The organism is Actinacidiphila epipremni (assembly GCF_012034175.1).
GTDB lineage: Bacteria > Actinomycetota > Actinomycetes > Streptomycetales > Streptomycetaceae > Actinacidiphila > Actinacidiphila epipremni.
The window spans coordinates 257,633-281,060 of sequence record NZ_JAATEJ010000003.1; the positions used below are offsets into that span (position 1 = coordinate 257,633).

21 protein-coding genes and 1 tRNA gene are annotated in these 23,428 nt (G+C 72.7%); 13 read left to right on the forward strand and 9 right to left on the reverse strand.

The window, feature by feature from the left end; genetic code table 11:
• Positions 1-24: 24 nt before the first annotated feature.
• Together HCN08_RS06290 and HCN08_RS06295 are read right to left on the reverse strand one after the other, a co-directional pair.
• Entirely contained in the window at positions 25-1,467 is a 1,443-nt protein-coding gene (locus HCN08_RS06290; protein ID WP_167981865.1) for a serine/threonine-protein kinase, read from the reverse strand.
• Between the two features lie 117 nt (positions 1,468-1,584).
• Positions 1,585-2,163 (reverse strand): DNA-binding protein, encoded by a 579-nt coding sequence (locus HCN08_RS06295; RefSeq protein WP_167981866.1) that lies wholly within the window; start codon positions 2,161-2,163, stop codon positions 1,585-1,587.
• Positions 2,164-2,262: 99 nt separating this feature from the next.
• On the opposite strand from HCN08_RS06295, the gene HCN08_RS06300 reads away from it, so the two are divergent.
• Positions 2,263-2,335: transfer RNA gene (locus HCN08_RS06300), tRNA-Ala, on the forward strand.
• 177 nt (positions 2,336-2,512) lie between these two features.
• Positions 2,513-3,085 (forward strand): Uma2 family endonuclease, encoded by a 573-nt coding sequence (locus tag HCN08_RS06305; RefSeq protein WP_322974261.1) that lies wholly within the window; start codon positions 2,513-2,515, stop codon positions 3,083-3,085.
• Between the two features lie 16 nt (positions 3,086-3,101).
• On the opposite strand, the gene HCN08_RS06310 is transcribed toward HCN08_RS06305, so the two are convergent.
• Complete coding sequence (locus HCN08_RS06310) at positions 3,102-3,752, reverse strand: nitroreductase family protein (protein WP_167981867.1); 651 nt, start codon at positions 3,750-3,752, stop codon at positions 3,102-3,104.
• Positions 3,753-3,918: 166 nt separating this feature from the next.
• Here HCN08_RS06310 and HCN08_RS06315 point away from each other — a divergent pair, with 166 nt between their 5' ends.
• Positions 3,919-4,383, forward strand: coding sequence for a MarR family winged helix-turn-helix transcriptional regulator (locus HCN08_RS06315; RefSeq protein WP_322974262.1), 465 nt, complete (start codon positions 3,919-3,921; stop codon positions 4,381-4,383).
• A gap of 179 nt (positions 4,384-4,562) precedes the next feature.
• Here HCN08_RS06315 and HCN08_RS06320 read toward each other — a convergent pair whose 3' ends face one another.
• Entirely contained in the window at positions 4,563-5,204 is a 642-nt protein-coding gene (locus HCN08_RS06320) for an FMN-dependent NADH-azoreductase (RefSeq protein ID WP_167981869.1), read from the reverse strand.
• Positions 5,205-5,288: 84 nt separating this feature from the next.
• Between HCN08_RS06320 and HCN08_RS06325 the strand changes: the two genes are divergently transcribed.
• The 3 genes from HCN08_RS06325 to HCN08_RS06335 all read left to right on the forward strand — a co-directional run bounded on the left by HCN08_RS06325 (position 5,289) and on the right by HCN08_RS06335 (position 11,055).
• Positions 5,289-5,798: a MarR family winged helix-turn-helix transcriptional regulator gene (locus HCN08_RS06325; protein WP_167981870.1), complete on the forward strand. Its 510-nt coding sequence runs from the start codon at positions 5,289-5,291 to the stop codon at positions 5,796-5,798.
• Between the two features lie 74 nt (positions 5,799-5,872).
• The gene (locus HCN08_RS35080) at positions 5,873-9,334 is read left to right on the forward strand and encodes an AfsR/SARP family transcriptional regulator (protein WP_167982060.1); all 3,462 of its coding nucleotides are present in this window, start codon (positions 5,873-5,875) and stop codon (positions 9,332-9,334) included.
• Positions 9,335-9,486: 152 nt separating this feature from the next.
• A complete protein-coding gene (locus HCN08_RS06335; RefSeq protein ID WP_167981871.1) occupies positions 9,487-11,055 on the forward strand; it encodes an MFS transporter in 1,569 nt (522 codons plus the stop codon).
• A gap of 188 nt (positions 11,056-11,243) precedes the next feature.
• Here HCN08_RS06335 and HCN08_RS06340 read toward each other — a convergent pair whose 3' ends face one another.
• Positions 11,244-12,029 (reverse strand): DUF5324 family protein, encoded by a 786-nt coding sequence (locus HCN08_RS06340; RefSeq protein ID WP_167981872.1) that lies wholly within the window; start codon positions 12,027-12,029, stop codon positions 11,244-11,246.
• Positions 12,030-12,243: 214 nt separating this feature from the next.
• Between HCN08_RS06340 and HCN08_RS06345 the strand changes: the two genes are divergently transcribed.
• Complete coding sequence (locus HCN08_RS06345) at positions 12,244-12,774, forward strand: peptidylprolyl isomerase (RefSeq protein WP_167981873.1); 531 nt, start codon at positions 12,244-12,246, stop codon at positions 12,772-12,774.
• Between the two features lie 105 nt (positions 12,775-12,879).
• Positions 12,880-13,737 (forward strand): rhomboid family intramembrane serine protease, encoded by an 858-nt coding sequence (locus HCN08_RS06350; RefSeq protein ID WP_167981874.1) that lies wholly within the window; start codon positions 12,880-12,882, stop codon positions 13,735-13,737.
• 284 nt (positions 13,738-14,021) lie between these two features.
• On the opposite strand, the gene crgA is transcribed toward HCN08_RS06350, so the two are convergent.
• Positions 14,022-14,276, reverse strand: coding sequence for a cell division protein CrgA (gene crgA / locus HCN08_RS06355; protein ID WP_167981875.1), 255 nt, complete (start codon positions 14,274-14,276; stop codon positions 14,022-14,024).
• A gap of 272 nt (positions 14,277-14,548) precedes the next feature.
• Between crgA and HCN08_RS06360 the strand changes: the two genes are divergently transcribed.
• From HCN08_RS06360 to HCN08_RS06380, 5 genes are all read left to right on the forward strand, one after another.
• On the forward strand, positions 14,549-15,217 hold the full coding sequence (locus HCN08_RS06360) for a DUF881 domain-containing protein (protein ID WP_240969849.1): 669 nt from the start codon (positions 14,549-14,551) through the stop codon (positions 15,215-15,217).
• Between the two features lie 132 nt (positions 15,218-15,349).
• On the forward strand, positions 15,350-15,526 hold the full coding sequence (locus tag HCN08_RS06365; RefSeq protein WP_167981877.1) for a hypothetical protein: 177 nt from the start codon (positions 15,350-15,352) through the stop codon (positions 15,524-15,526).
• On the forward strand, positions 15,523-16,161 hold the full coding sequence (locus HCN08_RS06370) for an aminodeoxychorismate/anthranilate synthase component II (RefSeq protein ID WP_167981878.1): 639 nt from the start codon (positions 15,523-15,525) through the stop codon (positions 16,159-16,161). The genes HCN08_RS06365 and HCN08_RS06370 overlap by 4 nt, the downstream gene beginning before the upstream one ends.
• Entirely contained in the window at positions 16,158-17,483 is a 1,326-nt protein-coding gene (locus tag HCN08_RS06375; RefSeq protein WP_167981879.1) for a class E sortase, read from the forward strand. The genes HCN08_RS06370 and HCN08_RS06375 overlap by 4 nt, the downstream gene beginning before the upstream one ends.
• Before the next feature lie 193 nt (positions 17,484-17,676).
• Positions 17,677-18,336 (forward strand): class E sortase, encoded by a 660-nt coding sequence (locus HCN08_RS06380; protein ID WP_322974286.1) that lies wholly within the window; start codon positions 17,677-17,679, stop codon positions 18,334-18,336.
• Positions 18,337-18,406: 70 nt separating this feature from the next.
• Here the strand turns inward: HCN08_RS06380 and pknB are convergent, their stop codons facing one another.
• From pknB to HCN08_RS06395, 3 genes are all read right to left on the reverse strand, one after another.
• A complete protein-coding gene (gene pknB / locus HCN08_RS06385) occupies positions 18,407-20,395 on the reverse strand; it encodes a Stk1 family PASTA domain-containing Ser/Thr kinase (RefSeq protein WP_167981881.1) in 1,989 nt (662 codons plus the stop codon).
• A gap of 190 nt (positions 20,396-20,585) precedes the next feature.
• Positions 20,586-22,046 (reverse strand): peptidoglycan D,D-transpeptidase FtsI family protein, encoded by a 1,461-nt coding sequence (locus tag HCN08_RS06390; protein ID WP_167981882.1) that lies wholly within the window; start codon positions 22,044-22,046, stop codon positions 20,586-20,588.
• A complete protein-coding gene (locus HCN08_RS06395) occupies positions 22,043-23,422 on the reverse strand; it encodes an FtsW/RodA/SpoVE family cell cycle protein (RefSeq protein ID WP_167981883.1) in 1,380 nt (459 codons plus the stop codon). Before HCN08_RS06395 ends, HCN08_RS06390 begins: the two co-directional genes overlap by 4 nt.
• Between the last annotated feature and the right edge of the window lie 6 nt (positions 23,423-23,428).

Below are 23,428 nucleotides of genomic sequence, written 5' to 3' on the forward strand. Positions count from 1 at the left end.
GCGGGGCGGGGTCGCGCCGCCGGGTCAGCCGGCCAGCGCGACGATGCCGACGGCGAAGCAGAGGGCGGCGAGGACCAGGACCGGGATCACCACGGAGCGTGGGGGTCCCGGTCGGCGTTGCGGGGCGTGGGGCTGCGGGTGCTGCGGGTGGGCGCTTGGCTGGGGCTGCGGTGGCGCGGCGACCGGTGCGGGCTGCTGCGCGGCGCCGGCGTTGTCGGGCACGGTCGGCGGGTGCGCGGGCGGGGCCAGCCGATAGCCGGTCGTCGAGGAGGCGTACGGGGCTTCGGGCGGTGTGCCGCCCTGGGGGTACGGGCCCGGCGGCGGCGTATTCGGCGAGGCGTACGGGGCCTCGGGCGGGGTGGCCGGGGAGGCGTACGGGACCTGCGCCGGTTGCGCCGGCGGGGTGTACGGCCCCTCCACGGGGGCCCCGTTCGCGCCGGTCGCCGGCCCGGCGGGCTGCGGGTACGGCTGCGGCGGTATGCCCGGCTGCGGCTGCGGCTGCGGCTGCGGCTGCGGCTGCGGTGTAGCCGGCGCCTGCGGCCGTACCGGGCGGGGGTCGGCCGGCGGGACGCCCGCCGCGGCGGGGCGGAGGGGGCCCGCGGGGCCGAAGCCCTCGGGCAGCGGGCCTATCTGGTCGAAGATCTCGACCGGCTCCTCGCCCGCCGGCGGCTCCGGCAGCAGCTCGACCGCCGCGGCCAGCGCCTTGCGGGCGCCCGTCGCCGTACGGAACCGGGCCTGCGGATCCGGCTGCAGCAGCGCCGCGAGCACCTGCCACAGCGGCTCGGGCACCCCGACCGGCGCCGGCGGCGTACCGTCGGTGAGGAAGCGCGCGTTGATCGCCTGGGCGTCGGGGCGTTGCCCGCCGAGCAGGTAGAGGGCGACGAGCGCGACGGCGTAGAGGTCGGCGGGGACGTCGGGTTCGGCGCCGAGCATCTGCTCGGGGGCGAAGTAGCCGGGCGTGCCGACGACGAAGTGCGCCTCGGTCAGCCGCGGTTCGCCCTTGCGCATGGCGATGCCGAAGTCGGACAGCCGTACGTGCGGCGTGCCGGTGCCGGTCGCCTCCAGCAGGACGTTCGCCGGCTTGATGTCCCGGTGGATGATGCCCTCGGAGTGCACCGCGTGCAGCCCGGCGAGCAACTGGTCGAGCAGCACGCACACATAGCGCGGCGGCAGCGGCCCGTAGTCGCCGACCAGGTGCGACAGCGAGCCGCCGCGCACCAGGTCCATGGTGAAGAGGACCTTGTCGTCGTCGGCCGCCCAGCTCGCCGGGGCCAGGACGTGCGGGTGGTCGATGCGCATGGCCTGCTCGCGCACGAAGCGCAGCAGCGCGTGGGCGTCCCGCTGCAGGAGCACCTTGGCCGCCACGTAGCGGCTGCGCCGCTGGTCCCAGGCCCGCCAGACCGCGCCGGCGCCGCCGCGCCCGATCGGGTCCACGAGCTCGTAGCGGCCTGCGAAGACCTCACCCATGGCGTACCGCTCCCCCTGCCGTGCCGTTTGCGTCTCACGTCGTGTGCCCGGCCCCGCGCGCCCGCTCGCCTGCCGATCGAGCCGTCCGGCCCGATCACCCGCCGGTCAGTCCCGGGGTCAGTCCCGGTGCGCCTCGTAATGGGCCACGGCCTCGCTGGTGCGCCCGGTGCCGTACACACGAAGGAACTCTGCCAGGTGGGGATGGCCCGGCGCGAGGGAGCGGGCGGCCTGCTCGATCTCGGCGGCCGAGGCGACCGAGCGCAGCACCTCCTGCATGCCGCGCACCACCTGCCGCGGCGCGGCGGCGGTGTCGGAGGCGGCCGAGTGCGTCGTGGTCGTGCCCAGCACCGACGAGCCGGCCGACTCGCGGATCTCGTCCATCCGCGCGGCGGCCTCCAGCGCCCCGGTCCGCCCCTCGGCGACCTGCACGGCCAGCTCCTGGAGCGCCTGCAGCCGCTGTACGACCGCGGGGTTGCCGATCTTGGCCCGCTGCCCGCTCTTGAGCTGCGACAGCATCGGCGCCGACAGCCCCAGCACCGCCGCGAGCCGCGCCTGGTTGAGCCCGAGGTCACCGATCAGCCGCTGGAACAGCTCCCCCAACGGCTCCCCGTACCACCCCCGCTGCAACTCCCGCGCCTCCACCGCCCGCCCTGCGGCATCCTGCCCAGCCTCCCCGCCGTGCCCCGAGCCGCCCATACCCACTCCCGTTTGCGCCTGCGAATCCCGCAAACCATCCTAGGCGCCCCATTCCCAGTACGGCCCGCCCCGCCCCACCGGGTACGCTGTCTCCGACGCGGGGCCTTAGCTCAGTTGGTAGAGCGCTGTCTTTGCATGGCAGATGTCAGGGGTTCGACTCCCCTAGGCTCCACTCCCCTGAATGCCCTCCGGCTGGCCGAACATGGCGCCGGGGGCATTCGCCTATGTGCGGACGGACTTCAAGCGCCTCCGCTGACCCGGGCCGGTCCGGGGGGAGCTTCGGTGACCCTTGTGTGTCGGGGCGGGCCGCTAACGTGGGGGCACTGGATGTCCGGGGAGGTGGGCGGCTGTGGCTCTGCCGGCGCTTCGCCCGCGCCCTGGGAATCTGCGGGAGGTCGCCGAGCAGGTCGAGGCGTCCACAGGGCTTCGGGTCGAGATCCTCGGCGGCAGTCTCGTGAAGTCCACGCCGCCGGGCGGCAAGCACGCCGGTACGATTCGGCGGCTGCGGGTGCAGCTTGAACCCGCTCTGCCGGCCGCGCTCGCGGCGTACGAGATGTCGTCGGTCCTGATGCCGGAGGACCCCGACGACTACGCCACGCCTGATCTGGCCGTCCTGCCGGTGGAGTGGGACGAGGACGACGCGTGGCTCGCCGACCCGGGGGACGTCGTGCTGGCGGTCGAGGTGATCTCCCAGTCCGAGAAGGCCAAGGACATCACCGACAAGAACGGCTGGTACGCCCGGGCGGGGGTTCCGCTGCTGCTCGTCCTGGACCCCCGCTCCGGCAAGTGGGCGCTGCATTCGCTTCCCAAGGACGGCGAGTACCGCGGGCAGGTGCACGGGGTCTACGGCGAGCCCGTCGAGTTGCCCGCGCCGCTGCCGGCCCGGCTCGACACCGGGGTGTTCTCGCTCTACGGCAGGTGATCGACCGCCGCGCGGGTCACCAGGTGTTCCAGTGGAGGACCTGGTCGCGGGGGATGCGCTGGGCCGGGTGGAAGTCGGTGCCGATCGTGTGGGCCAGGGGGAGGAACGCGGCGAGCATGACGTCGTCGTAGGGGATGCCGAGGGTGGTGGCGAGTTCGCGTTCGAGGGGGGCCTGGGCGGTGGTCCACACCGTGCCGAGGCCGCGGGCGCGGGCGGCGAGCATGAAGCTCCAGACGGCGGGGAGGATCGAGCCCCAGGTGTTGGCCTGCTCGACGACGCTGCGGCCGTCGGTGCGGCCCTCGACCGCCGGGATGACGAACGCCGGGACGCGGTGGATGTTGTCGTAGAGGTGGCGCAGGCCCGAGGTGGTGCGGTCCATCGCGCCGGGGCGGACGTGCATACGCTCCAGGTCGCGCGCGCTGAGCGGGCTGCTGGGGACGGGCGCGTGCAGGGCGCGGCGGAAGATGTCGGCGACCGCGCGGCGCGGGCTGGGGTCGGTGACGGCGACGAAGTGCCAGCGCTGGCGGTTGCGGCCGGTCGGCGCCTGGGTGGCGAGGTCGATGCACTCCTCGATGAGCCGCGGGTCGACGGGGCGGTCCAGGTCGAGGCGCTTGCGGACGGCGCGGGTGGTGGACAGCAGCTCGTCGGGGGTCAGGTCGAGGGTCATCGGGCGGTCTCCTCGCGGGTCCGTCTGCGTGACGATCGTCTGTGGTCAGACGATCTGTGAGCATACGAAAAGACTGATCCGCCGTCAAACAATCTGTGGGCAGATGGATTTGCTAGGGTCGAGGGGTGGGAGCCGTGCGACGGGAGGCGGGATGGTGGCGGGGACGGTGGCAGTGAGCAGCGGCTACTTCGCGCAACTGGTCGCCGAGCGGCCGGACATCGCCCTGTGCCGGGCGTCCTCCGCGGTGGCCAAGGCCGCCGACGCGGCGGCGGAAGGGCGCGGCGGGCTGTGCGTCGGGCGGCACCTTGTGCTGAAGATGCTTGCGGCGGTGGGTCCCTGCTCGCAGCGCGTGCTGTGCGAGGAGCTGCGGATCGACCGTACGGTCATGGTGGGGCTGTGCGACCGGCTGGAAAGCGCCGGGCTGGTCCGCCGGGAGCGGGACGCCGCCGACCGGCGCGCCTATGCCGTGACGATCACGCCCGCCGGGCGGCAGGCCCTGGAGCAAGCCGAGGCGGCGGTCCCCGGCTACCTCGACGGCGTCTTTGCTCTGCTCAGCGCCGCCGAGCGCGATCAGCTGTCCGCGCTGCTCGCGAAGGCGCTGGGCGTCGACCCCCTGGGCGTCGCCGGCTGACCGGCACCTTCGCGACCCGGCGCCTGCGCCCGGCGCCCGCACCTCGCTACTGCTCCCCGCGCCCGCACCTCGCACCTGGACCCGGCGCCCGCGCCGCCCCCCGCCCGCCGAACGCCCACCGCACCAGTCCCGCCGTACGGCGAGGGCGGCGCGGTGGGCGGTGGTCGTAAGAGCTCCGCTCAGGCGGCTGCCGGTGCCCACAGGGCGTCGATCGCCTGCTCGGCCTCCGCGAGGCTGCGGTCGGCGAGGGGGATGAACTCGGACATCGCCGGGTTGACCTTCGCCAGCGTCAGCTCCACGGTGATGAAACGCGGCGTCAGGCCGGTGAGGGAGACGCCGTGCGGGAGCCACTGCTCGGCGTGGTCCCAGCCCTCGCGCGGGGTGCCGGGGGCGTAACCGCCGCCGCGGGACTCCAGGACGATGAAGTCGCGGTCGCCGAGCAGCCCCTGCTGGGTCTCCGGGTCGACGGACAGGCCCACCGCGATCAGGTGGTCCACCCAGGACTTCACGCTGCTGGGAGCGCCCCAGTTGTAGACGGGCAGGCCCAGCAGGACGGTGTCGGCCGCCTTGACCTCGCCCACCACCTCCTCGCTCAGCGCCCAGGCCGCCGCCTGCTCCGGCGTACGGGACTCCGCCGGGACCATGCCGGCGTGCACGGTCGCGGGGGTGAGGTGCGGCAGCGGGTGATTGCCCAGGTCGCGATAGGTGACCGTGCCCCCGGGGTGGGCCGCGCGCCATGCCGCGGTGGCGCGGGCGGTCAGCCGCCGGCTGGTGGAGTTCTCGCCCTGGATACTCGCGTCTATGTGCAGCAGGTGAGGCATCTCATTGAGCCTTTCTCATTGGTTTGTGTAGCACCAACGATTTATAGCACGTCATGATTCCTGCCCGCCGGATAGACTGCGTGGATGGCCTCCCTGCCCGTGCTGAACCAGCCGCCGAGGCGGTCGGGCGCGCTGCTCGACAACCTCGCGCGGCGCATGAGGCTGCACGCGGAAGGGGTGCTGGCCCCGCTGGGGCTGCGCCCGCGGCATCTGGTGGCGCTCACCGTGCTGCGCGACCGCGACGGCAGTACGCAGCAGGCGCTCGCGACGACGCTGATGATGGACCGGGCCACGGTGGTCGGCCTGCTCAACGACCTGGAGGCGGACGGCCTGGTCGAGCGGCAGCGCTCGCCCGAGGACCGCAGGCGGCACATCGTGCGGCTGACCGACCACGGAGCGCGCCTCCTGGCGAAGGCGGAGTTCTCGCTCGCGGAGGTCGAGGACGCGGTGCTGTGCGCGCTGGACACCGACCAGCGTGCCCAGCTCTACGACCTGCTCGCCCTCGCCGCGTCCGGCCCCGAGCACGGCCCCGACCACGGCGGATGCGGCGCCGCCGCCGCAGCGCAGGACGACGCACCCGACGCGAGCTGCTAGCCGCCACGTTGCCCCTTGTCAGGGTTTTTTCCGGGGCACGTATGCCACGCGCGTACGACACAATCGGGTGCGTGATGTTCGGCATTCTCGGTGCGACGCGCGCCCTGGGCGCGGACGGTGCCGAACTGGCGCTGGGCGGGCCGCGGCGCCGCGCCCTGCTGGCAGTGCTGCTGCTGGACGCCGGGCGGCTGGTCTCCACCGAGCGGCTGATCGACGCGCTGTACGGCGAGGAGCCGCCGGCGAACGCCGCCAACGCCCTCCAGTCGCAGGTCTCCCGGCTGCGCCAGGTGCTGCCCGTGCCGGTCGAGGGACTGCCCGCCGGCTACCGGCTCGCCGCCGACCCCGACCAGGTCGACGCCCACCGCTTCCAGCGGCTCAGCGCGCAGGGCCGGGAGGTGCTGCTCGGCGGCGACGCCGCCCGGGCCGCCGAGCTGTTGCGGGAGGCGCTGGCGCTGTGGCGCGGCCCGGCGCTCGCCGACGTCGGGGACGCGCCCTTCGCCGCCGCCCAGGTCGTCCGGCTTGAGGAGCTGCGCACCGGCGCGGTCGAGGACCGCATCGAGGCCGACCTCGCGCTCGGCCGGCACCGCTCGCTGGTCGCCGAACTGGGCGAGGCGGTCGCCGCCCATCCGCTACGGGAGCGGCTGCGCGGCCAGCTCATGCGGGCGCTGCACGGCAGCGGGCGGCAGAGCGAAGCCCTGGAAGCGTACGAGGACGCCCGCCGCGAGCTGGCGGAATCCCTCGGCGCCGACCCGGGCCCGGAACTGGCCGCCGTCCACCTCGCGATACTCCGGGGCGAGCCGCCGGCCGGTGATCCGTCCTCCGCCCGGGCGGATGTTTCACGTGAAACACCGAAAACCGGACCCGGTCCGGATGTTCCACGTGAAACATCGCCCCCGGCAGCCTCCGCCACCCCTGCCCCCGTCGGCCCTTCCGTCGCCGATACGTTCCCGGCCCCCGCCGCCGCCCCCTCCGCACCCGCGCTGCCGGCCACCCCACCCCCCGCCCGCCATGAACTGCCCGCCCAGCTCACCAGCTTCGTCGGCCGCTCCGGTGAACTCGCCGCGATCGGCGCCCATCTGACCCGGTATCGGCTGGTCACCCTGCTCGGCCCGGGCGGCGCGGGCAAGACCCGGCTCGCGGTGGAGGCCGCGGGACGCCATCCGCAGGACGCCTGCTTCGTGGACCTGACCGGTGTGACCGCGGGCGACGAGGTCCCGCAGGCGGTGCTCGGCGCGCTGGGCCTGCGCGACGGTGGCCTGCTGCCCGCGACCGGCCACGCCCCGGTTCCCGGGGGAGCTCAAGGCGGCCCGGCGCCCGGCACCGACCCGGTCGCGCGGATCGCCGCGGCGCTCGCCGACCGGCCGCTGCTGCTGGTCCTCGACAACTGCGAGCACGTGGTCGCCGAAGCGGCCCTGCTCGCCGAACGGCTGCTCACCGCCTCCCCGCAGCTGCGGATCCTGGCCACCAGCCGGGAGGCCCTGGGCATCACCGGCGAGACGCTGTGCCCTGTGCCGACGCTGGGCCTGCCCCGGCCCGGCAGCGACCGCGCCCAGCTGCTGGCCTCCCCCGCGGTGCGGCTGTTCGCCGAGCGCGCCGCCGCCGTCAGCCCCGGCTTTGACCCGGTCGCCGACCCGGACACCGCCGACGCCGTCCTGCGGCTGTGCACCGCGCTGGACGGGCTGCCGCTGGCCATCGAGCTGGCCGCCGCGAGGCTCCGCTCGCTGCCGGTCACCGAGATCGCCGCCCGGCTCGGCGCCCTGCCCGCGCACGACGCCGGCCCGTACAGCTCCGGCCTGCGGCCCGACGCGCTCTTCCGGCTGCTGTCGCGCGGCAGCAGGACCGCCCAGCCGCGGCAGCGGACACTGCGCGGGGTCGTCGACTGGAGCTGGGAGCTGCTGCCCGACGACGAGCGGGCGGCGCTGCGCCGCGCCTCGGTCTTCGCGGGCGGCTGGACCCTGGCCGCCGCCGAGGCGGTGTGCGCCGACGGGGAGACGATCGAGCCGGACGACGTGCTGGACCTGATGGCCGCGCTGGTGGAGAAGTCCCTGGTGGTGGCCCAGCACACCGAGGGCGGGCGCGGGGTGCGCTACCGGATGCTGGAGTCCATCCGCGCGTACGGCGCCGAGCGGCTGGCCGAGGCCGGGGAGACCGAGCGGACGTACGGCGTCCACGCGGGCCACTTCCTGGACTTCGCGACGGCCGCCGACCCGCACCTGCGCGGGCCCGAGCAGCTGGAGTGGCTGCGACGGCTCTCCGACGAGCGCGACAACCTGCAGGCCGCCCTGCACCGCACCCTCGACGCCGGCGACATCCCCCGCGCCATGCGGCTGATCGCCGTGCTCTCCTCCTACTGGCTGCTGCGCGGTGTGCGCTACGAGGGCGTCGGGCCCGCCCGCCAGGTGCTCGCGGCGCTCGGGCCGCACGCACCGCAGGGGCTGGAGGAGGAGTACGTGCTGTGCGTGCTCGCCGTGGTCAGCGCGCTGACCAAGACCGCCGACTACACCGCGCACGTGGCCGAGGCCACCACCATCGTCGACGGGATGTACCGCGTGGCCCGCCGCTACCCCGTCCTCACGCTGCTGTGGGCGCCCTTCGCCGGAGTGCCCGCGTACGATCCGCAGACGCTCGCCGACGTCGAGGCGACGCTCGCCGCCCGCAACGACCCCTGGTACGACGCGCTCGCCCGGCTCGGCGACGGCTTCCAGGCGTGGCTGACGCACCGCGACGCCGCACTGGCCCGCATCGCCGGCGAGGAGGCGCTCGCGGGCTTCCGCCGCCAGGGCGACCGCTGGGGGATGATCACCTGCCAGCACCTACTCGCGGACCTCGCCGACCGGGAGGGCGACCTGGAGCGGGCGGTGGCGCTCAACGCCGACGCGCTGGTGCTCGCCGAGGAGCTGGACTCCGCGCTCGACGTCGCCGACCTGCTCACCCACCGCGCCGCCTCCCGGCTGCGCGCCGGGGACCTCGCGGGCGCGCAGGAGGACGGCGAGCGGGCCGTCGCGCTGTCCCGGCGGGCCGGGGCGCCGGAGAGCCTGGCGCTCGCGCACGCGGGCCTCGCCGACCTCGCGCGGCTGCGCGGCGACCTGCCGGCCGCCCGCGCGTTCGCCGAGCAGGCGCTCGCCGAATGCCCCACCGGCTGGTTCGCCGGCAATGCGAGCCGCTGCACGGTCCAGGTGGCGCTCGGCCGGATCGCCGTCGCCGAGGGCGATCCGGTACGCGCCCGGGCCTGCCTGCGCGAGGCGGCGACCTTCGACCCCGAGGTGCTGCGGGCCGCGGCGGAGAACGCCGCGGCCGTCGCCGAGGCCGCCGCCGCCCTCGCCCTGCTGGACGGTGAGCCGCGGCGGGCCGCCGGGCTGCTCGGCGCCGCCGAGGCGCTGCGCGGCGACCGCGCCACCGGTCCCGACGCGGCAGCCGCCCGCCGGGACGCCCGTACGGCACTCGGCGCGGCGGACTGCGCCGCGGCCGTCGCGGAGGCCGCCGCCCTCGACCGCGCCGCCGCCGTCGACCTGCTGACCGGGTACGTCACCGGCTGACCCGGTACGTCGACCCGCTGACCCTGAACGCCGCCGGCCGACCCGGCCGAGGAACACCGCGCACGAGCAGCCGGCAGGCGGTGCGCGGGCGGTGCGTACGCGGTCAGCGCGCGGTGCGCGGGCGGTCAGCGGCGGCGAGCACGCTGCGGGACATGACGACGACAACGAAGTACGACACCACCGGCGCACCGGCCGCGGGCGGGAAGAGCGGGCGGCGCTGGGCCGTCCTGGCGATCTGCAGCGTCGCCTCCGCGCTGCTCGGCATCGACACCAGCGTCCTGAACTACGCCGTGCCCTCGCTCTCCGCCCAGCTCGCCCCCTCCGCCACCCAGCTGCTGTGGATCGTGGACGTCTACGGCTTCGTGCTGGGCGGCCTGCTGATCGTCGCCGGCAACGTCGGCGACCGCATCGGCCGCAAGAAGCTGCTGCTGATGGGCGTGGCGGCCTTCGGCGCCGCCTCCGCGCTGACCGCCTACGCCAACAGCGCCGAGACGCTGATCGCCGCCCGCGCGCTGCTCGGCATGGCCGGCGCCACGATCATGCCGTCCACGCTGTCGCTGGTGCGGGCCACCTTCACCGACCCCAAGGAGCGCACCACCGCGGTCGGCATCTCCGGCGGTGTCGGCGCGGCCAGCTTCGCGCTCGGCCCGGTCGTCGGCGGGCTGCTGCTCGACCACTTCTGGTGGGGCTCGGTCTTCCTGGTCAACGTGCCCGTCATGGCGCTGGTGCTGGTGGCCGGCGCGGTGATCCTGCCGGAGAGCCGCAACCCGCGCCCGGGCCGGCTGGACTGGGTGAGCGTGCCGCTGTCGGTGCTGGGCATGTTCGGCGTCATCTACGCGATCAAGACCGCCGCCCGTGACGGGGTCGCCGAGCCGGCGGTGTGGATCTCCGCGGGCCTGGGCGTCGCGCTGCTGGGCGCCTTCCTGCGCCGCCAGACCACGCTCGCCGAACCGCTGCTGGAACTGCGCCTGTTCCGCAACCCCGCCTTCTCCGGCGCGATCGGCGCCAACGTCGTGACGATGTTCGCCTCGACCGTGCTGTCGCTGGGCTTCTCGCTGTACTTCCAGGAGGTGCGCGGCTGGTCGCCGCTGACCGCGGGCCTGGCGGTGCTGCCCGGCCCGCTGGCCGCCGCCGCCGTCGCGCCGGCCGCCGGCGCGCTGATCCCGCTCATCGGCCGGGCCCGTACCGTCGCCGCGGGGCTGGTGCTGATGGGCGTGAGCACGGTGGGCCTGGGGATGGCGACGCCGCACACCGCGTACTGGGAGCTGCTGCCGGTGGTCGTCATCAACGGCGCCGGCCTGATGCTGACCTTCGCCGTGACCGCCGACACCATCCTGGCGAGCGCCCCGGCCACCAGGACCGGCGCCGCCGCGGCGATCTCGGAGACGGCGATGGAGCTGGGCGGCGCGCTGGGCATCGCGATCCTCGGCTCGGTCCTCAGCGCCTACTACCGTAGCGACCTGACGCTGCCCAAGGGCCTGACGCCCGAGCAGGCCGGCGCGGCCCGCGAGTCGGTCAGCGGCGGCGTCGAGACCGGCCGCCACATGACCGGCGGCCTGGGGCACCAGCTCGTGGACGCCGCACGGGAGGCCTTCACCCACAGCCTGCACACCACGACGCTGATCGGCGGCGCGCTGATGCTGGCCGGCGCGGTCACCGCGCTGGTCACCCTGCGGAACGTGCCGGCCGTCCTGACCGACCCGGCGCCGGACGCGGCCTGACGCCCCGCCCCCGCAGGCGGCAAGCGCCGACGAGCGCCGACGAGCGCCGCCATGAGCCGCCCGCGGCCACAGGAGCCCGGCCCCGCACCCCCTCCGACCAGGGGGTGCGGGGCCGGGCTGGTCCTGCGGGCGGGGTACGCCGGCGCCGCCGCCGTACCCCGGGCCGTACGAGACGGCCCCGGCAGAGATCAGGCGCCGTCGCGGCCCGGGTTCTCGTCGTCCTCGGGGTAGGCCTCGACGTCCGAGTCGAGCCCGGAGCCGTCCACCCGGTCGACGTGGGCGCCGCCGTCGCCGTTCAGCGAGGACGCCGGGGCGTCCAGCGGGTCCACCACGGTGAGCGTGCTCGTGCCGCTGATCCGGTCGGCGGACTCCGGCGCCTCGGTCGCCTCGCTGGGCTCCACCAGCCAGTCCGGGTTGGCCTGCGCGCTCCACCAGCGCCAGGCCGCGTAGACGGCGCCGCCGGCGACCCCGGCGAGCACCAGGGTGCGGAAGGCGCGGGCGGTCTGCTGCCGGCGGACGCGCTTGCGTACCAGCCGGTCGATGTCGGCGGCCGTCACCTGGCCGCGCAGCGCGTGCACGGCGGCCATGCCGCGCACCAGCGCCTCGTTGGTCACCGGCACGGCGACCGCCCGGGTCGCCGCGACCGCCGAGTTCACCTTGGGCGCGGCGTAGTCGGTGGCGGTGCGGGCGCTGTCGATGGTGCGCCGGGCGGCGGTCTCCACCGCGCCCGCGGCCTTCGGCGGCACCGCCGCCCAGGCCTGCTCGCGCGCCTGCTTCACCTGTGCGGCGAGCTTGGCGTCGTAGGCGCGCCGGGCCGCGGTCCCGGCCTGCTGGGCGTAGACGCCGGCCTGCTGTGCGTACCGCGCGGCCTCGTCCCGTGCGGTGCTCGCGTACGGCGCAGCCACCTCCGCGGCGTGCCGCACACCGTCCTTCGTCATGTCGGCCGCGCTGCGCACGCTGTCGATGCGGGTCACGTGAACCTCCTCCTCGGTGGCGTACGGATTTCGCCTTTCCACCCGGTTTGAAATCATGCCCGCCGACCGCGGGTACGGCATGTGCGGACGCGCATCCGGGTCAGTCGGCCCGATTGCCGCGCGGTCGCGGTCGCGGAGTACGGGGGAAGCCCGCGCGCCGCGCCACGGCGTGCGAGGATCGGTCCCTGTCACCGACATCGATGGAAGGTAGACCGTGGCCGAGCAGCTCTACGCCACCTTGAAGACCAACCAGGGCGACATCGTCATCCGGCTGCTGCCGAACCACGCCCCCAAGACCGTGGCCAACTTCGTCGGGCTCGCCGAGGGCACCCGCGAGTGGACCGACCCGCGGACCGGCAAGGCCTCGCACGACCGCCTCTACGACGGAACGGTCTTCCACCGGGTCATCTCCGGCTTCATGATCCAGGGCGGTGACCCGCTGGGGAACGGCACGGGTGGCCCGGGCTACGAGTTCGCCGACGAGTTCCACCCCGACCTCGCCTTCGACAAGCCGTACCTGGTGGCGATGGCCAACGCCGGCCCGCACACCAACGGCTCGCAGTTCTTCATCACGGTCGCCCCCACCACCTGGCTGACCCGCAAGCACACCATCTTCGGCGAGGTCGCGGACGAGGCCAGCAAGAAGGTCGTCGACGCGATCATCAGCAGCCCCGCCAACCCGCGCACCGACCGCCCGCTGGAGGACGTGGTCATCCAGACGGTCGTGGTCGACAAGCGCTCCTGACGTAACCTTCCACGGGAACGCAGCGCCCCGCCCGCACGTATAGCGGGCGGGGCGTCATCACGTCAGGGCACCGTGCCCCCGGGGCCGCGACAGGGGAGTGGACTCATGGACCAGGCGGTCTGCTGCTACCGGCATCCGGACCGGGAGACCGGCATACGCTGCACCCGGTGCGAGCGGCCGATCTGCCCGCAGTGCATGATCACGGCCTCCGTCGGCTTCCAGTGCCCGCAGTGCGTACGGCAGGGCTCGGCCGGCGCGCCCCGGCAGCGCACGGTGGCCGGCGGGGTGGTGACCCGCGACCCGTTCCTGGTCACCAAGGTCCTCATCGCGCTCAACATCGCCGTCTTCCTGCTGGAGCTGGCGGGCGGCGACCGGGTCGTCACCGACCTCGGGCTGTTCGCGGCCTGCACGCCCAAGGGCTATCCGGTGCACCAGTGCGTCGGTGTCGCCGACGGCGAGTGGTACCGCGTGATCACCTCGGCCTTCGTGCACGAGCGCACGTTCCCCCCGACGCACATCCTGTTCAACATGCTGTCGCTGTGGTGGATCGGCGGCCCGCTGGAGCGGCTGCTCGGCCGCAGCCGCTATGTCGCGGTCTACGTGGTCTCCGCGCTGGCCGCCAGCGCCTCGGTGCTGCTGATCTCCCCGGACGTCAACACCATCGGCGCCTCGGGGGCGATCTTCGGGCTCTTCGGCGCCTTCGCGGTGCTGCTCAAGCGGCTCAACCAGGACATGCGCTTCATCTTCATCCTGCTGGCGCTCAACATCTTCTTCACCTTCACCTGGGCGCACGTGAGCTGGCAGGCGCATCTCGGAGGTCTGGTCGCGGGTGTCGCGGTGGCGATCGGGATGGCCTACGCGCCCCGGGACCGGCGGCAGCTGGTGCAGTGGGGGACGGCCGCGGGGGTGGCGGTGCTCGCGGTGGTGCTCAATGTGATCGCTGTGGTGCAGGTCACGTCCTGAGGGCCGTAACCGCTGGCGTTGATCACACGTTATCCACAGCGGGTAGGGGATCCTGTGCGAGTTGTGCACAGCCCGTGTGCAGAGCCTGTGCACCGCACGGACGTACCCGTATTGTCCCGGTTTTCCCGGGAAGATCGCGGCGGTTGAGTGTCAGGACAGCAAACGACCGGTGGCCGTCAGCAGCGGCCACCGGTCGTACCGGCGTCAACCCCGTAGAGGTTATCCACAGATCTTCCGACCTTTTCCCCACTGTGGATAACCGTGTGGACAACTCGTGCCACCCACTACTTCCACTGTGTGGAGACGACGAAGCCGCCCGCGATGAAGCCGAAGCCCACCACGATGTTCCAGTTGCCGAGCGCGTCCACCGGCAGGTCGCCCTGGGTGACGTAGAACAGCACGATCCACGCGAGACCCACCACGAAGAAGGCCAGCATCAGCGGGGCGACCCAGGAGCGGTTGCCGAGCTTTATGGCGGTGGCCGCCTTCGCGGGGGGCGGGGTGAAGTCGGCCTTCTTGCGGATCCGTGACTTCGGCACGAGGGAATCTCCTGTCGATGCGCTGCGTAACCGCGCGGGTACGGGGCGGTCCTGGCGGGTATGGGGTGGCGCCGCCGGCCGCCGGCGAGGGATCCTGCCGCCGCCGGACGTCCGTTAGCGTAGTGCTTCATCTGCTTGTAAGGAGACAGAGTACGGTGGCGACGGATCCCGGTGGAAGCTCACCCACCCCCTCCCCCCGCGCTGTCTCCCGCACCGTAGCGCTGCGCGTGGCGAGCGCGGGAGTCTTCGCGCTCGCCGGGCTCATCTTCTGGATGAGTTTCGACACCGCCAAGGGCGTGGACATCCGCAGCGACGACCCGCTGCCGAAGCTGTCGGACACCATCCGCACCAAGAACGCCCACAACGAGCAGCTGGAGAACCAGCTCGGCGGGGTGCGCGACGACGTCGACAAGCTCACCCGGCAGGGCAGCGGCCTCAGCGCCGCCGAGCAGGCCAGGATCGACGCGCTGGCCAAGGACGCCGGCACCACCGCGCTCACCGGCCCGGCCCTGGAGGTCACCCTCGACGACGCCCCGCCGGACGCCACCCCGCTCATCCCCGGCGTCCCCGACCCGCAGCCCAACGACCTGGTCATCCACCAGCAGGACCTGCAAGCCGTGGTGAACGCCCTGTGGCAGGGCGGCGCCCGCGGCATCCGCGTCATGGACCAGCGGCTGATCTCCACCAGCGCGGTGCGCTGCGTCGGCAACACCCTGATCCTCCAGGGCCGGGTCTACTCGCCGCCCTACCGCATCACCGCGGTCGGCGACCAGGGCAAACTGCGCCAGGCCCTGGACACCAGCTCCTCGATCCGGAACTACCTCCAGTACGTGGACGCGTACGGCCTGGGCTGGAAGGTCACCACCAGCCGCAGCACCACCCTGCCGGCGTACGCGGGCTCCACGGGCCTGACCTATGCACAGCCTGTGGAACAGCCCTGAAATCCCGCCGGGCCACGGGCTCCTGGCCGCAGGACGCCCAGGTGAAGCGATGACGAAGCTTTGTCCGGCTACCAACCCACTCCGGGCGATCTCCCCTTACTCTGTTGCGGGGAGCCGGAAGGAAGGGACCGCATGTACGGCTGGATCTGGCGACATCTGCCGGGCAACGCGTGGATGAGGGCGCTGATCAGCCTGGTGATGGTGCTTGCCGTCGTCTACCTCCTCTTCCAGTACGTCTTCCCCTGGGCGGAGCCGCTGCTGCCGTTCAACGACGTCACCGTCGACAACGGGATGGCCGCAGTCCGATGAGCACACGCATTCTCGTGGTCGACAACTACGACAGCTTCGTCTTCAACCTGGTGCAGTACCTGTACCAGCTCGGCGCCGAGTGCGAGGTGCTGCGCAACGACGAGGTCCGCCCCGAGCACGCGCAGGACGGCTTCGACGGCGTGCTGCTCTCCCCCGGCCCCGGCACGCCGGAAGAGGCCGGCGTGTGCGTCGACATGGTGCGGCACTGCGCGGAAACCGCGGTGCCCGTCTTCGGTGTCTGCCTGGGTGTGCAGTCCATCGCGGTCGCCTACGGCGGCGTCGTCGACCGGGCGCCCGAGCTGCTGCACGGCAAGACCTCGCTGGTGACGCACGAGGGAGCCGGTGTCTTCGCCGGGCTGCCCACGCCCTTCACCGCCACGCGCTACCACTCGCTCGCCGTCGAGGGCGCCACGCTGCCCGACGAGCTCCAGGTCACCGCGTGGACCGACAGCGGGATCATCATGGGCCTGCGGCACCGGGACGCACCCGTCGAGGGCGTGCAGTTCCACCCCGAGTCGGTGCTCACCGAATGGGGTCACCTGATGCTGGCGAACTGGCTCGCCGAATGCGGCGACGCCGGCGCCCGGGACCGCTCGCAGGGGCTCGCACCGGTCGTCGGGAGGGCGGGGGCGTGACCACGCTCCGCCCGGAGCGCCCCGCGGACGGCCCGATGTCGTACGAGAACACCGGGCAGTTCAAAGCTGTCGTCGAGCAGCTCGACGATCCCCTCAACGACCCGCTGCCCGGCCGCCCGCCGGCCGTCCAGGAGGAGCCGCCGCCCGAGCCGTACGTCGAGGAGGCGTACGTCGAGGAGGCGTTCGAGGAGCCGTACCCGGAGCCGGAGCCGTCCTATCCCGAGCCGCAGGCCGCCCCCGAGCCGCCGCCCTCCCCGTGGTTCAGCCCCCCGCAGCCGGCCGAGCCGGAACCGGAGCCCGCGCCCGTACCGTACGAGGAGCCCGTACCGCTTGAGGCGGAGCTCGACCAGACCGCGCGGATGCCGGTGATCACCGAGCCGCAGGCGGAGCCCGAACCCGTACCGTACGACGAACCCGCGCCCGTACCGTACGAGGAAGCTGCGCCCGTCGTGCCGCTCGTGCCCGCGGACGGGGGGCGGGCGGCGCGGCGGAAGGCGGCGCGGCAGGGTGGGGGACACCGGGCGCGGGGGCAGGGTGGCCCCGCAGGGGGTGCTCAGGGCCGGAGCGGGGCGGCGGAGGGCACGGGGGCGCCGCTGAGCCGGGTGGAGGCCAGACGGGCCGCCAGGGCCGCCAAGGACAGCCCCGCGGTCATCGCCAGCCGGGTCGTCGGCGAGCTCTTCATCACCGTCGGCGTCCTGATGCTGCTCTTCGTGACCTACCAGCTGTGGTGGACCAACGTCCGCGCGCACCAGCAGGCCAACGGCGCCGCCAACAACCTCCAGCACCAGTGGGACAGCGAGTCCGCCGACCCCAACCGGGTGCCCGGCACCTTCGAGCCCGGCCAGGGCTTCGCGATCATGTACATCCCCAAGCTGGACGTCAAGGCGCCCATCGCCGAGGGCGTGTCCAAGCACAACGTGCTCGACAAGGGCATGATCGGCCACTACGACGGCTCCCTGAACACCGCGATGCCCTGGGACAAGACCGGCAACTTCGCGGTCGCCGCGCACCGCAACACCCACGGTGAGCCGTTCCGCTACATCAACCACCTCGCCCCGGGCGACAAGGTCGTGGTCGAGACGGCGAGCGAGTACTACACGTACCAGATCACCAGTTCGCTCGCGAGCACCCCGCCGTCCAACATCAGCGTGCTCAAGCCGATCCCGGACGGGTCGGGCTTCACCCAGCCCGGCCGCTACCTCACCCTCACCACCTGCACCCCCGAGTTCACCAGCACCAACCGGCTGATCGTGTGGGGCAAACTTGTCGAGGAACGGCCGCGCAGCAAGGGCAAGCCGGACGCGCTCGTCAGCGGCGGCTGACCGACCGGTCCGCGACCCACCCCCGGCCACGGGGACCCCCTCGCCAGCAGCGCCACCGGACGGAGAGCTGAACAGCGTGACGACCACGACGACCGGCACGACCAACCCGGACGGAGACGGCGAAGGCGGCGGTGGGGGCGGCGGCGGTAGTCAGCCTGAGGGTGCGCGCCCGCGCAGCACCGCGGCCTCCGTCATCAGCGTCATCGGCGAGTTGCTGATCACCGCGGGTCTGGTCCTGGCCCTCTTCGTCGTCTACTCGCTGTGGTGGACCAATGTGCTGGCCGACCGGCACGAGGCGAAGGAGAGCCAGCAGATCCGGCAGCAGTGGGACAACCAGCCGCCCGGCACCCCCGCGCGCGGCCTGGACACCGCGGACGGCATAGGTTTCCTGCACGTCCCGGCGATGGGCAGGAACTACGAGGTGCTGGTCAAGAAGGGCACCTCCACCAAGGTGCTCAACGAGGGCGTCGCCGGCTACTACACCAAGCCCACGCCCTCGGCCATGCCGTGGGACACCACCGGCAACTTCACGCTCGCCGCGCACCGCGACGGGCACGGCGCGAAGTTCCACAACATCAACAAGATCCACACCGGTGACCCGATCGTCTTCGAATCCAAGGACACCTGGTACGTCTACAAGGTCTACAAGGTCCTCGACCAGACGTCGAAGTACAACGTCGCCGTGACCGACCAGGTCCCCAAGGAGTCCGGCCGCACCAAGCCCGGCCGCTACATCACCCTGACGACCTGCACCCCCGTCTACACCTCGCGCTACCGCTACATCGTGTGGGGTGAGCTGGTGCGCACGCAGAAGGTGGACGCGCAAAGGACGCCGCCGCCCGAACTGCGCTAGTCCGGACGGCGGCGCCCTCGATGCCGTACGGGGCGGGTCCCGGGGTGTCCCGGGCCGGCCCCCGCGCGGGTCAGCCCCCGTTGCCCCCGCCGCCGCCGATGGTCTGCAGCTGGATCGTCTGGCCCTGGGTGAGCTGCGCGCCCGCCGGCGGGTTGCTGTTGACCACCCGGGCGTTGCCGTCCTCGGGACCGCCGTTGACGACCACGATGTTCAGGCCGAGGTTCATCTGGTTGAGCTGGTCGCGGACCTCGCTGAGCTTGTGGAACTGCACGGTGGGCATCTGGCCGCTCGCCGGGGGCTGCTGGCTCTGCTGCGAGGGGCCGCTGGAGATGACCAGGTTGATCGGGTCGTCCTTGGCCGCCTGGCTGCCGCCCTGCGGGGTCTGGCTGATGACCGTGCCGGCCGGGAAGTTCGGGTCGTCCGAGGACTGCTGCGTGGTGTGGACGTTGGTGAAGCCGTCCTTCTGCAGCTCGCTCTTGGCGCCCTGCTCCGGGTAGCGGGTCAGGTCCGGGACGTCGATCTTCTCCGGCTGCACCGCGACCGTCAGCGTGATGACCGTGCCCTTGACCGCCTTCGTGCCGGGCTTGGGGTCCTGGCTGAGGACGGTATTCTCCTCCTTGGTCGTGGACTCCTGCTCCACCCGCTTGACCTGGAAGCCGGCGTTGGTCAGCTCGGTCTGCGCGGCGTCGTACGTGTCGTTGCGCACGTCCGGCACGTCCACCGGCGCCGAGCCCTTCGACAGCACCACGGTGACCGTCTTGTCGGACGGGATCGCGGAGTTCGCGGCCGGGGTCTGCGAGCAGATCAGGTCCTTCTCGACCGCGTCGCAGTAGGCCGGGGCGCCCTTGACGATCTTCAGGTCGACGTTGGAGCCGGTCGTCGTCGCCTCGTCGAGGGTCTTGCCGACGAAGTTGGGCACCTTGGCGTCGGAGTTCGCGCCCTTGGGGCCGAACAGCGCCTTGCCGAGGAAGATCGCGCCGATGAGCACCAGCACCGCGGCGACCACCAGCAGGACGGTCGAGGTGCTGCCGCCCTTCTTCTGCCGGCGCCGGTCGGGCCGCTCGTCGTAGCCGTAGCCGCCGTCGTCGTCGCGGGACGGCGGCAGCATCGAGGTGCGCGGGTCGGCCTGCGGCGGCAGCGCGGTGGTCGCGGCGCCGTCGGCGTACGCGTGCGGGTAGCCGTAGCCGGCCGCGCCCATCGCGACGGCCGCGGCGACCGGCTGCCCGTCCAGCGCGGCCTCGATGTCGGCGCGCATCTCGTCGGCGGTCTGGTAGCGGTAGTCCGGGTCCTTGGTCAGCGCCTTGAGGACGATCGCGTCCATCGCCGGGGTGACCTCGGGGTCGAAGATCGACGGCGGCTGCGGGTCCTCGCGTACGTGCTGGTAGGCCACCGCGACGGGGGAGTCCCCGACGAACGGCGGCCGTACCGTCAGCAGCTCGTAGAGCAGGCAGCCGGTGGAGTACAGGTCGGAGCGGGCGTCGACCTGCTCGCCCTTGGCCTGCTCGGGCGACAGGTACTGCGCGGTGCCGATCACGGCCGCGGTCTGCGTCATCGTCATGCCGGCGTCGCCCATCGCGCGGGCGATGCCGAAGTCCATGACCTTGACCTGGCCCGTGCGGGTCAGCATCACGTTGGCCGGCTTGATGTCGCGGTGGACGATGCCGGCGCGGTGGCTGTACTCCAGCGCCTGGAGGATGCCGACGGTCATCTCCAGCGCACGCTCGGGCAGCAGCTTGCGCCCGGAGTGCAGCAGCTCGCGCAGCGTCGAGCCGTCGACGTACTCCATCACGATGTAGGGGATGGACACGCCGTCGACGTAGTCCTCGCCGGTGTCGTACACGGCGACGATCGAGGGGTGGTTGAGCGAGGCGGCCGACTGGGCCTCCCGGCGGAACCGGGCCTGGAACGACGGGTCGCGGGCGAGGTCCGCCCGCAGCGTCTTCACGGCGACGGTACGGCCGAGGCGGGTGTCATGCGCGAGGTACACCTCCGCCATGCCACCGCGGCCGAGCACCGAGCCCAGCTCGTACCGGCCGCCGAGGCGACGCGGCTCTTCCATAGCTCTGCCCTCTCCTCAAACCCGTATCGTGACGTTCACGGCGACCCGTGTCCGTCAGTGCCTGTGCTGCGCCGCACGGAGCTACGGTACCGGGCCGTACTCGCTGGGCCGTGCCCGAGCGGTGCGCCGATACCCGACCGGTATGTGAACGGGCGCCGCAACACGCGTGACGTTCGTCTCACCGGGGCGGTCACTTGTTCAGTACCGCTTCCATGACGGCCTTGGCGATCGGTGCGGCGAGGCCGCCGCCGCTGATGTCGTCGCGGTTGGCCGAGCCGTCCTCGACGACGACGGCGACCGCGACCGGGGAGCCGTGGTCGGTCATCGCGTAGGAGACGAACCAGGCGTAGGGCGCCTTGTCGTTGTTCACGCCGTGCTGCGCGGTGCCGGTCTTGCCGCCGACCCGCACGCCCGCGATCTTGGCGTTCTTGCCGGTGCCGTCGTTGACCACGGTCTCCATCATCGACTGGAGCTTCTGCGCGTTCTCCGGCGACAGCGGCTTGCTCATCTCCTTGGGCGTGGTCTGGGAGATGGTGCTGAGGTTGGGCGCCACGAGCTTGTCGACCTCGTAGGGCTGCATCAGCACCCCGTTGTTGGCGATGGCCGAGGCGACCATCGCCATCTGCAGCGGGGTGGCGGCGGTGTCGTACTGGCCGATGGAGGACTGGGCGACCTTGTCGGTGCTCATGTCGGTGTCGAAGTTGCTCGCGGCGGCCCGCACCGGCACGAACTGCTCCTTGTTGAAGCCGAACTTCTCGGCCTCGTCCAGCATCGCCTTCTCACCGAGGTCGGCGCCGAGCTTGCCGAAGACGGTGTTGCAGGACACCTTCAGCGCATCGCGCAGCGAGACGTCCTTGCACTTGATGTGCCCCTCGTTCCGCAGCGGAACGGTGGTGCCCTGCGGGGTGTACGGGTCGGGCGAGGTCGTCTTCGCGTCGATGTCGGGGTACTTCCCGTTCTCCAGCGCCGCCGCGGCCGTGACCAGCTTGAACGTCGAGCCCGGCGGGTAGCTGATGCGCAGCGCCCGGTTCTGCGTCGGGTCGTCGGGGTTGTTCTTCTTGTCGAGCGCGATCCAGTTCTTCTGGTCGGTCAGCGAGTTCCCGGCGATCGTCGAGGGGTCGTACGAGGGGGTGCTCGCCATCGCCAGGATCGCGCCGGTCTGCGGGTCCAGCGCGACGACCGCGCCCTTCTTGTCGCCGAGCCCGGTGAAGGCCGCCTTCTGCGCCTTGGGGTTGAGCGTGGTCACCACGTTGCCGCCCTGCCGCTGCTTGCCGGTGAGCAGGTCGATGGTGCGGTTGAAGAACAGCCGGTCGTCGTCGCCGGTCAGGAACTTGTCCTCGACGCCCTCCAGGAACGTGGTGCCGTACGCCTGCGAGGCGTGGCCGGTGACCGGCGCCCACATCGCCCCGTCGGTGTAGGTGCGCTTGTACTTGAAGTCGCTGCCGGTGGTCTCGGTGTGGCCGGTGATCGCCTTGCCGTCGACGATGATGTCGCCGCGCGGCTGGGCGTACTGGTTGATCGCGACCCGGCGGTTCTTCGGGTCGTTGGCCAGCTGGCCGGCCTGCACGAACTGCACGTAGTTCACCCGCAGCAGCAGGGCGAGGACGAGCAGGCCGCAGAAGACCGCGACCCGTCGCAGCGGCTTGTTCACTGGCTTCGCACCACCTGGGTCGCTTCGGCGTCGGGGGAGGGCGCGGGGCTCGGGGCCGGCCGCCGCGCGGTGTCGCTGATCCGCAGCAGGATCGCGACGAGCGCCCAGTTGGCGATCACCGAGGAGCCGCCCTGGGCCATGAACGGCATCGTCATGCCGGTCAGCGGGATGAGCCCGGTCACCCCGCCGGCCACCACGAAGACCTGGAGCGCGAACGCGCCGGACAGGCCGATGGCCAGCAGCTTGCCGAACGGGTCACGGGCGGCGAGCGCGGTGCGTATGCCCCGCTCGATCAGCAGCCCGTACAGCAGCAGGACCGCCATCACCCCGGCCAGGCCCAGCTCCTCGCCGACGGTGGCCAGGATGTAGTCGCTCTTGGGGGCGATACCGCCGATCAGCCGCGAGTAGCCCTGGCCGAGCCCGGAGCCGAACAGGCCGCCGGAGCCGAAGGCGTAGCGGGACTGGGCGGTCTCGGTGACGTCCCCGTTGACGGTCGCCAGCGGGTGCAGCCAGTTGGTGACCCGGACCTTGACGTGCGGCTCGGAGGAGGCGACGGCGACCGCGCCGGCCGAGCTGAGTAGCAGGCCGAAGACGATCCAGCTGGTGCGCTCGGTGGCCACGTACAGCATGATCACGAAGAGGCCGAAGAAGAGCAGTGACGTGCCCAGGTCGGTCTCGAAGATCAGGATGAGCAGGCTCATCGCCCAGATCACCAGGATCGGGCCGAGGTCGCGGCCACGCGGCAGGTACAGGCCCATCACCCGGCGGCTGGCGAGCGCGAGCGCGTCCCGCTTGACCATCAGGTAGCCCGCGAAGAAGACCGTGATGACGATCTTGGCGAACTCGCCCGGCTGGAGCGAGCCGATACCGGGCAGCGTGACCCAGATGCGGGCGCCGTAGACGGGCGGGAAGAACACCGGGAGCACCAGCAGGACCAGCGCGACGACCATCGAGATGTACGTGTAGCGCTGCAGGATGCGGTGGTCCTTGAGGAACACCAGCACGACGATGAACAGCGCCACGCCGACCGTCGACCACATCAGCTGCTTGGGCGCCATCGCCGGCCCGAGCGGCTCCAGGTCCAGCCGCCAGATCAGCACCAGGCCGAGGCCGTTGAGCAGCGTCGCGATCGGCAGCATCAGCGGGTCGGAGTAGGGGGCGAACTTGCGCACCAGCAGATGCGCCACCCCCGCCAGCAGGCCGAGCCCCACGCCGTAGCCGAGCAGGCCCGCGGGGACCGAGCCGTTCTTGGCGAGGCCGACGTTCGCGTAGGCGAACACCGGGATCAGGACGGCGAAGACGAGCAGGGCGAGCTCGGTGTTGCGGCGGTTGGGGGCGCCGACCGACGTGATGGTGGTGGTGTTGCTGGCGCTCATGACGAG

Coding starts and splice junctions, on each gene's coding strand:
- HCN08_RS06290 (WP_167981865.1), bottom strand. CDS start 1,467: ATGGGTGAGGTCTTCGCAGGCCGCTACGAGCTCGTGGACCCGATCGGG.
- HCN08_RS06295 (WP_167981866.1), bottom strand. CDS start 2,163: ATGGGCGGCTCGGGGCACGGCGGGGAGGCTGGGCAGGATGCCGCAGGG.
- HCN08_RS06310 (WP_167981867.1), bottom strand. CDS start 3,752: ATGACCCTCGACCTGACCCCCGACGAGCTGCTGTCCACCACCCGCGCC.
- HCN08_RS06320 (WP_167981869.1), bottom strand. CDS start 5,204: ATGCCTCACCTGCTGCACATAGACGCGAGTATCCAGGGCGAGAACTCC.
- HCN08_RS06325 (WP_167981870.1), top strand. CDS start 5,289: ATGGCCTCCCTGCCCGTGCTGAACCAGCCGCCGAGGCGGTCGGGCGCG.
- HCN08_RS35080 (WP_167982060.1), top strand. CDS start 5,873: ATGTTCGGCATTCTCGGTGCGACGCGCGCCCTGGGCGCGGACGGTGCC.
- HCN08_RS06335 (WP_167981871.1), top strand. CDS start 9,487: ATGACGACGACAACGAAGTACGACACCACCGGCGCACCGGCCGCGGGC.
- HCN08_RS06350 (WP_167981874.1), top strand. CDS start 12,880: ATGGACCAGGCGGTCTGCTGCTACCGGCATCCGGACCGGGAGACCGGC.
- HCN08_RS06360 (WP_240969849.1), top strand. CDS start 14,549: ATGAGTTTCGACACCGCCAAGGGCGTGGACATCCGCAGCGACGACCCG.
- HCN08_RS06365 (WP_167981877.1), top strand. CDS start 15,350: ATGTACGGCTGGATCTGGCGACATCTGCCGGGCAACGCGTGGATGAGG.
- HCN08_RS06370 (WP_167981878.1), top strand. CDS start 15,523: ATGAGCACACGCATTCTCGTGGTCGACAACTACGACAGCTTCGTCTTC.
- pknB (WP_167981881.1), bottom strand. CDS start 20,395: ATGGAAGAGCCGCGTCGCCTCGGCGGCCGGTACGAGCTGGGCTCGGTG.
- HCN08_RS06395 (WP_167981883.1), bottom strand. CDS start 23,422: ATGAGCGCCAGCAACACCACCACCATCACGTCGGTCGGCGCCCCCAAC.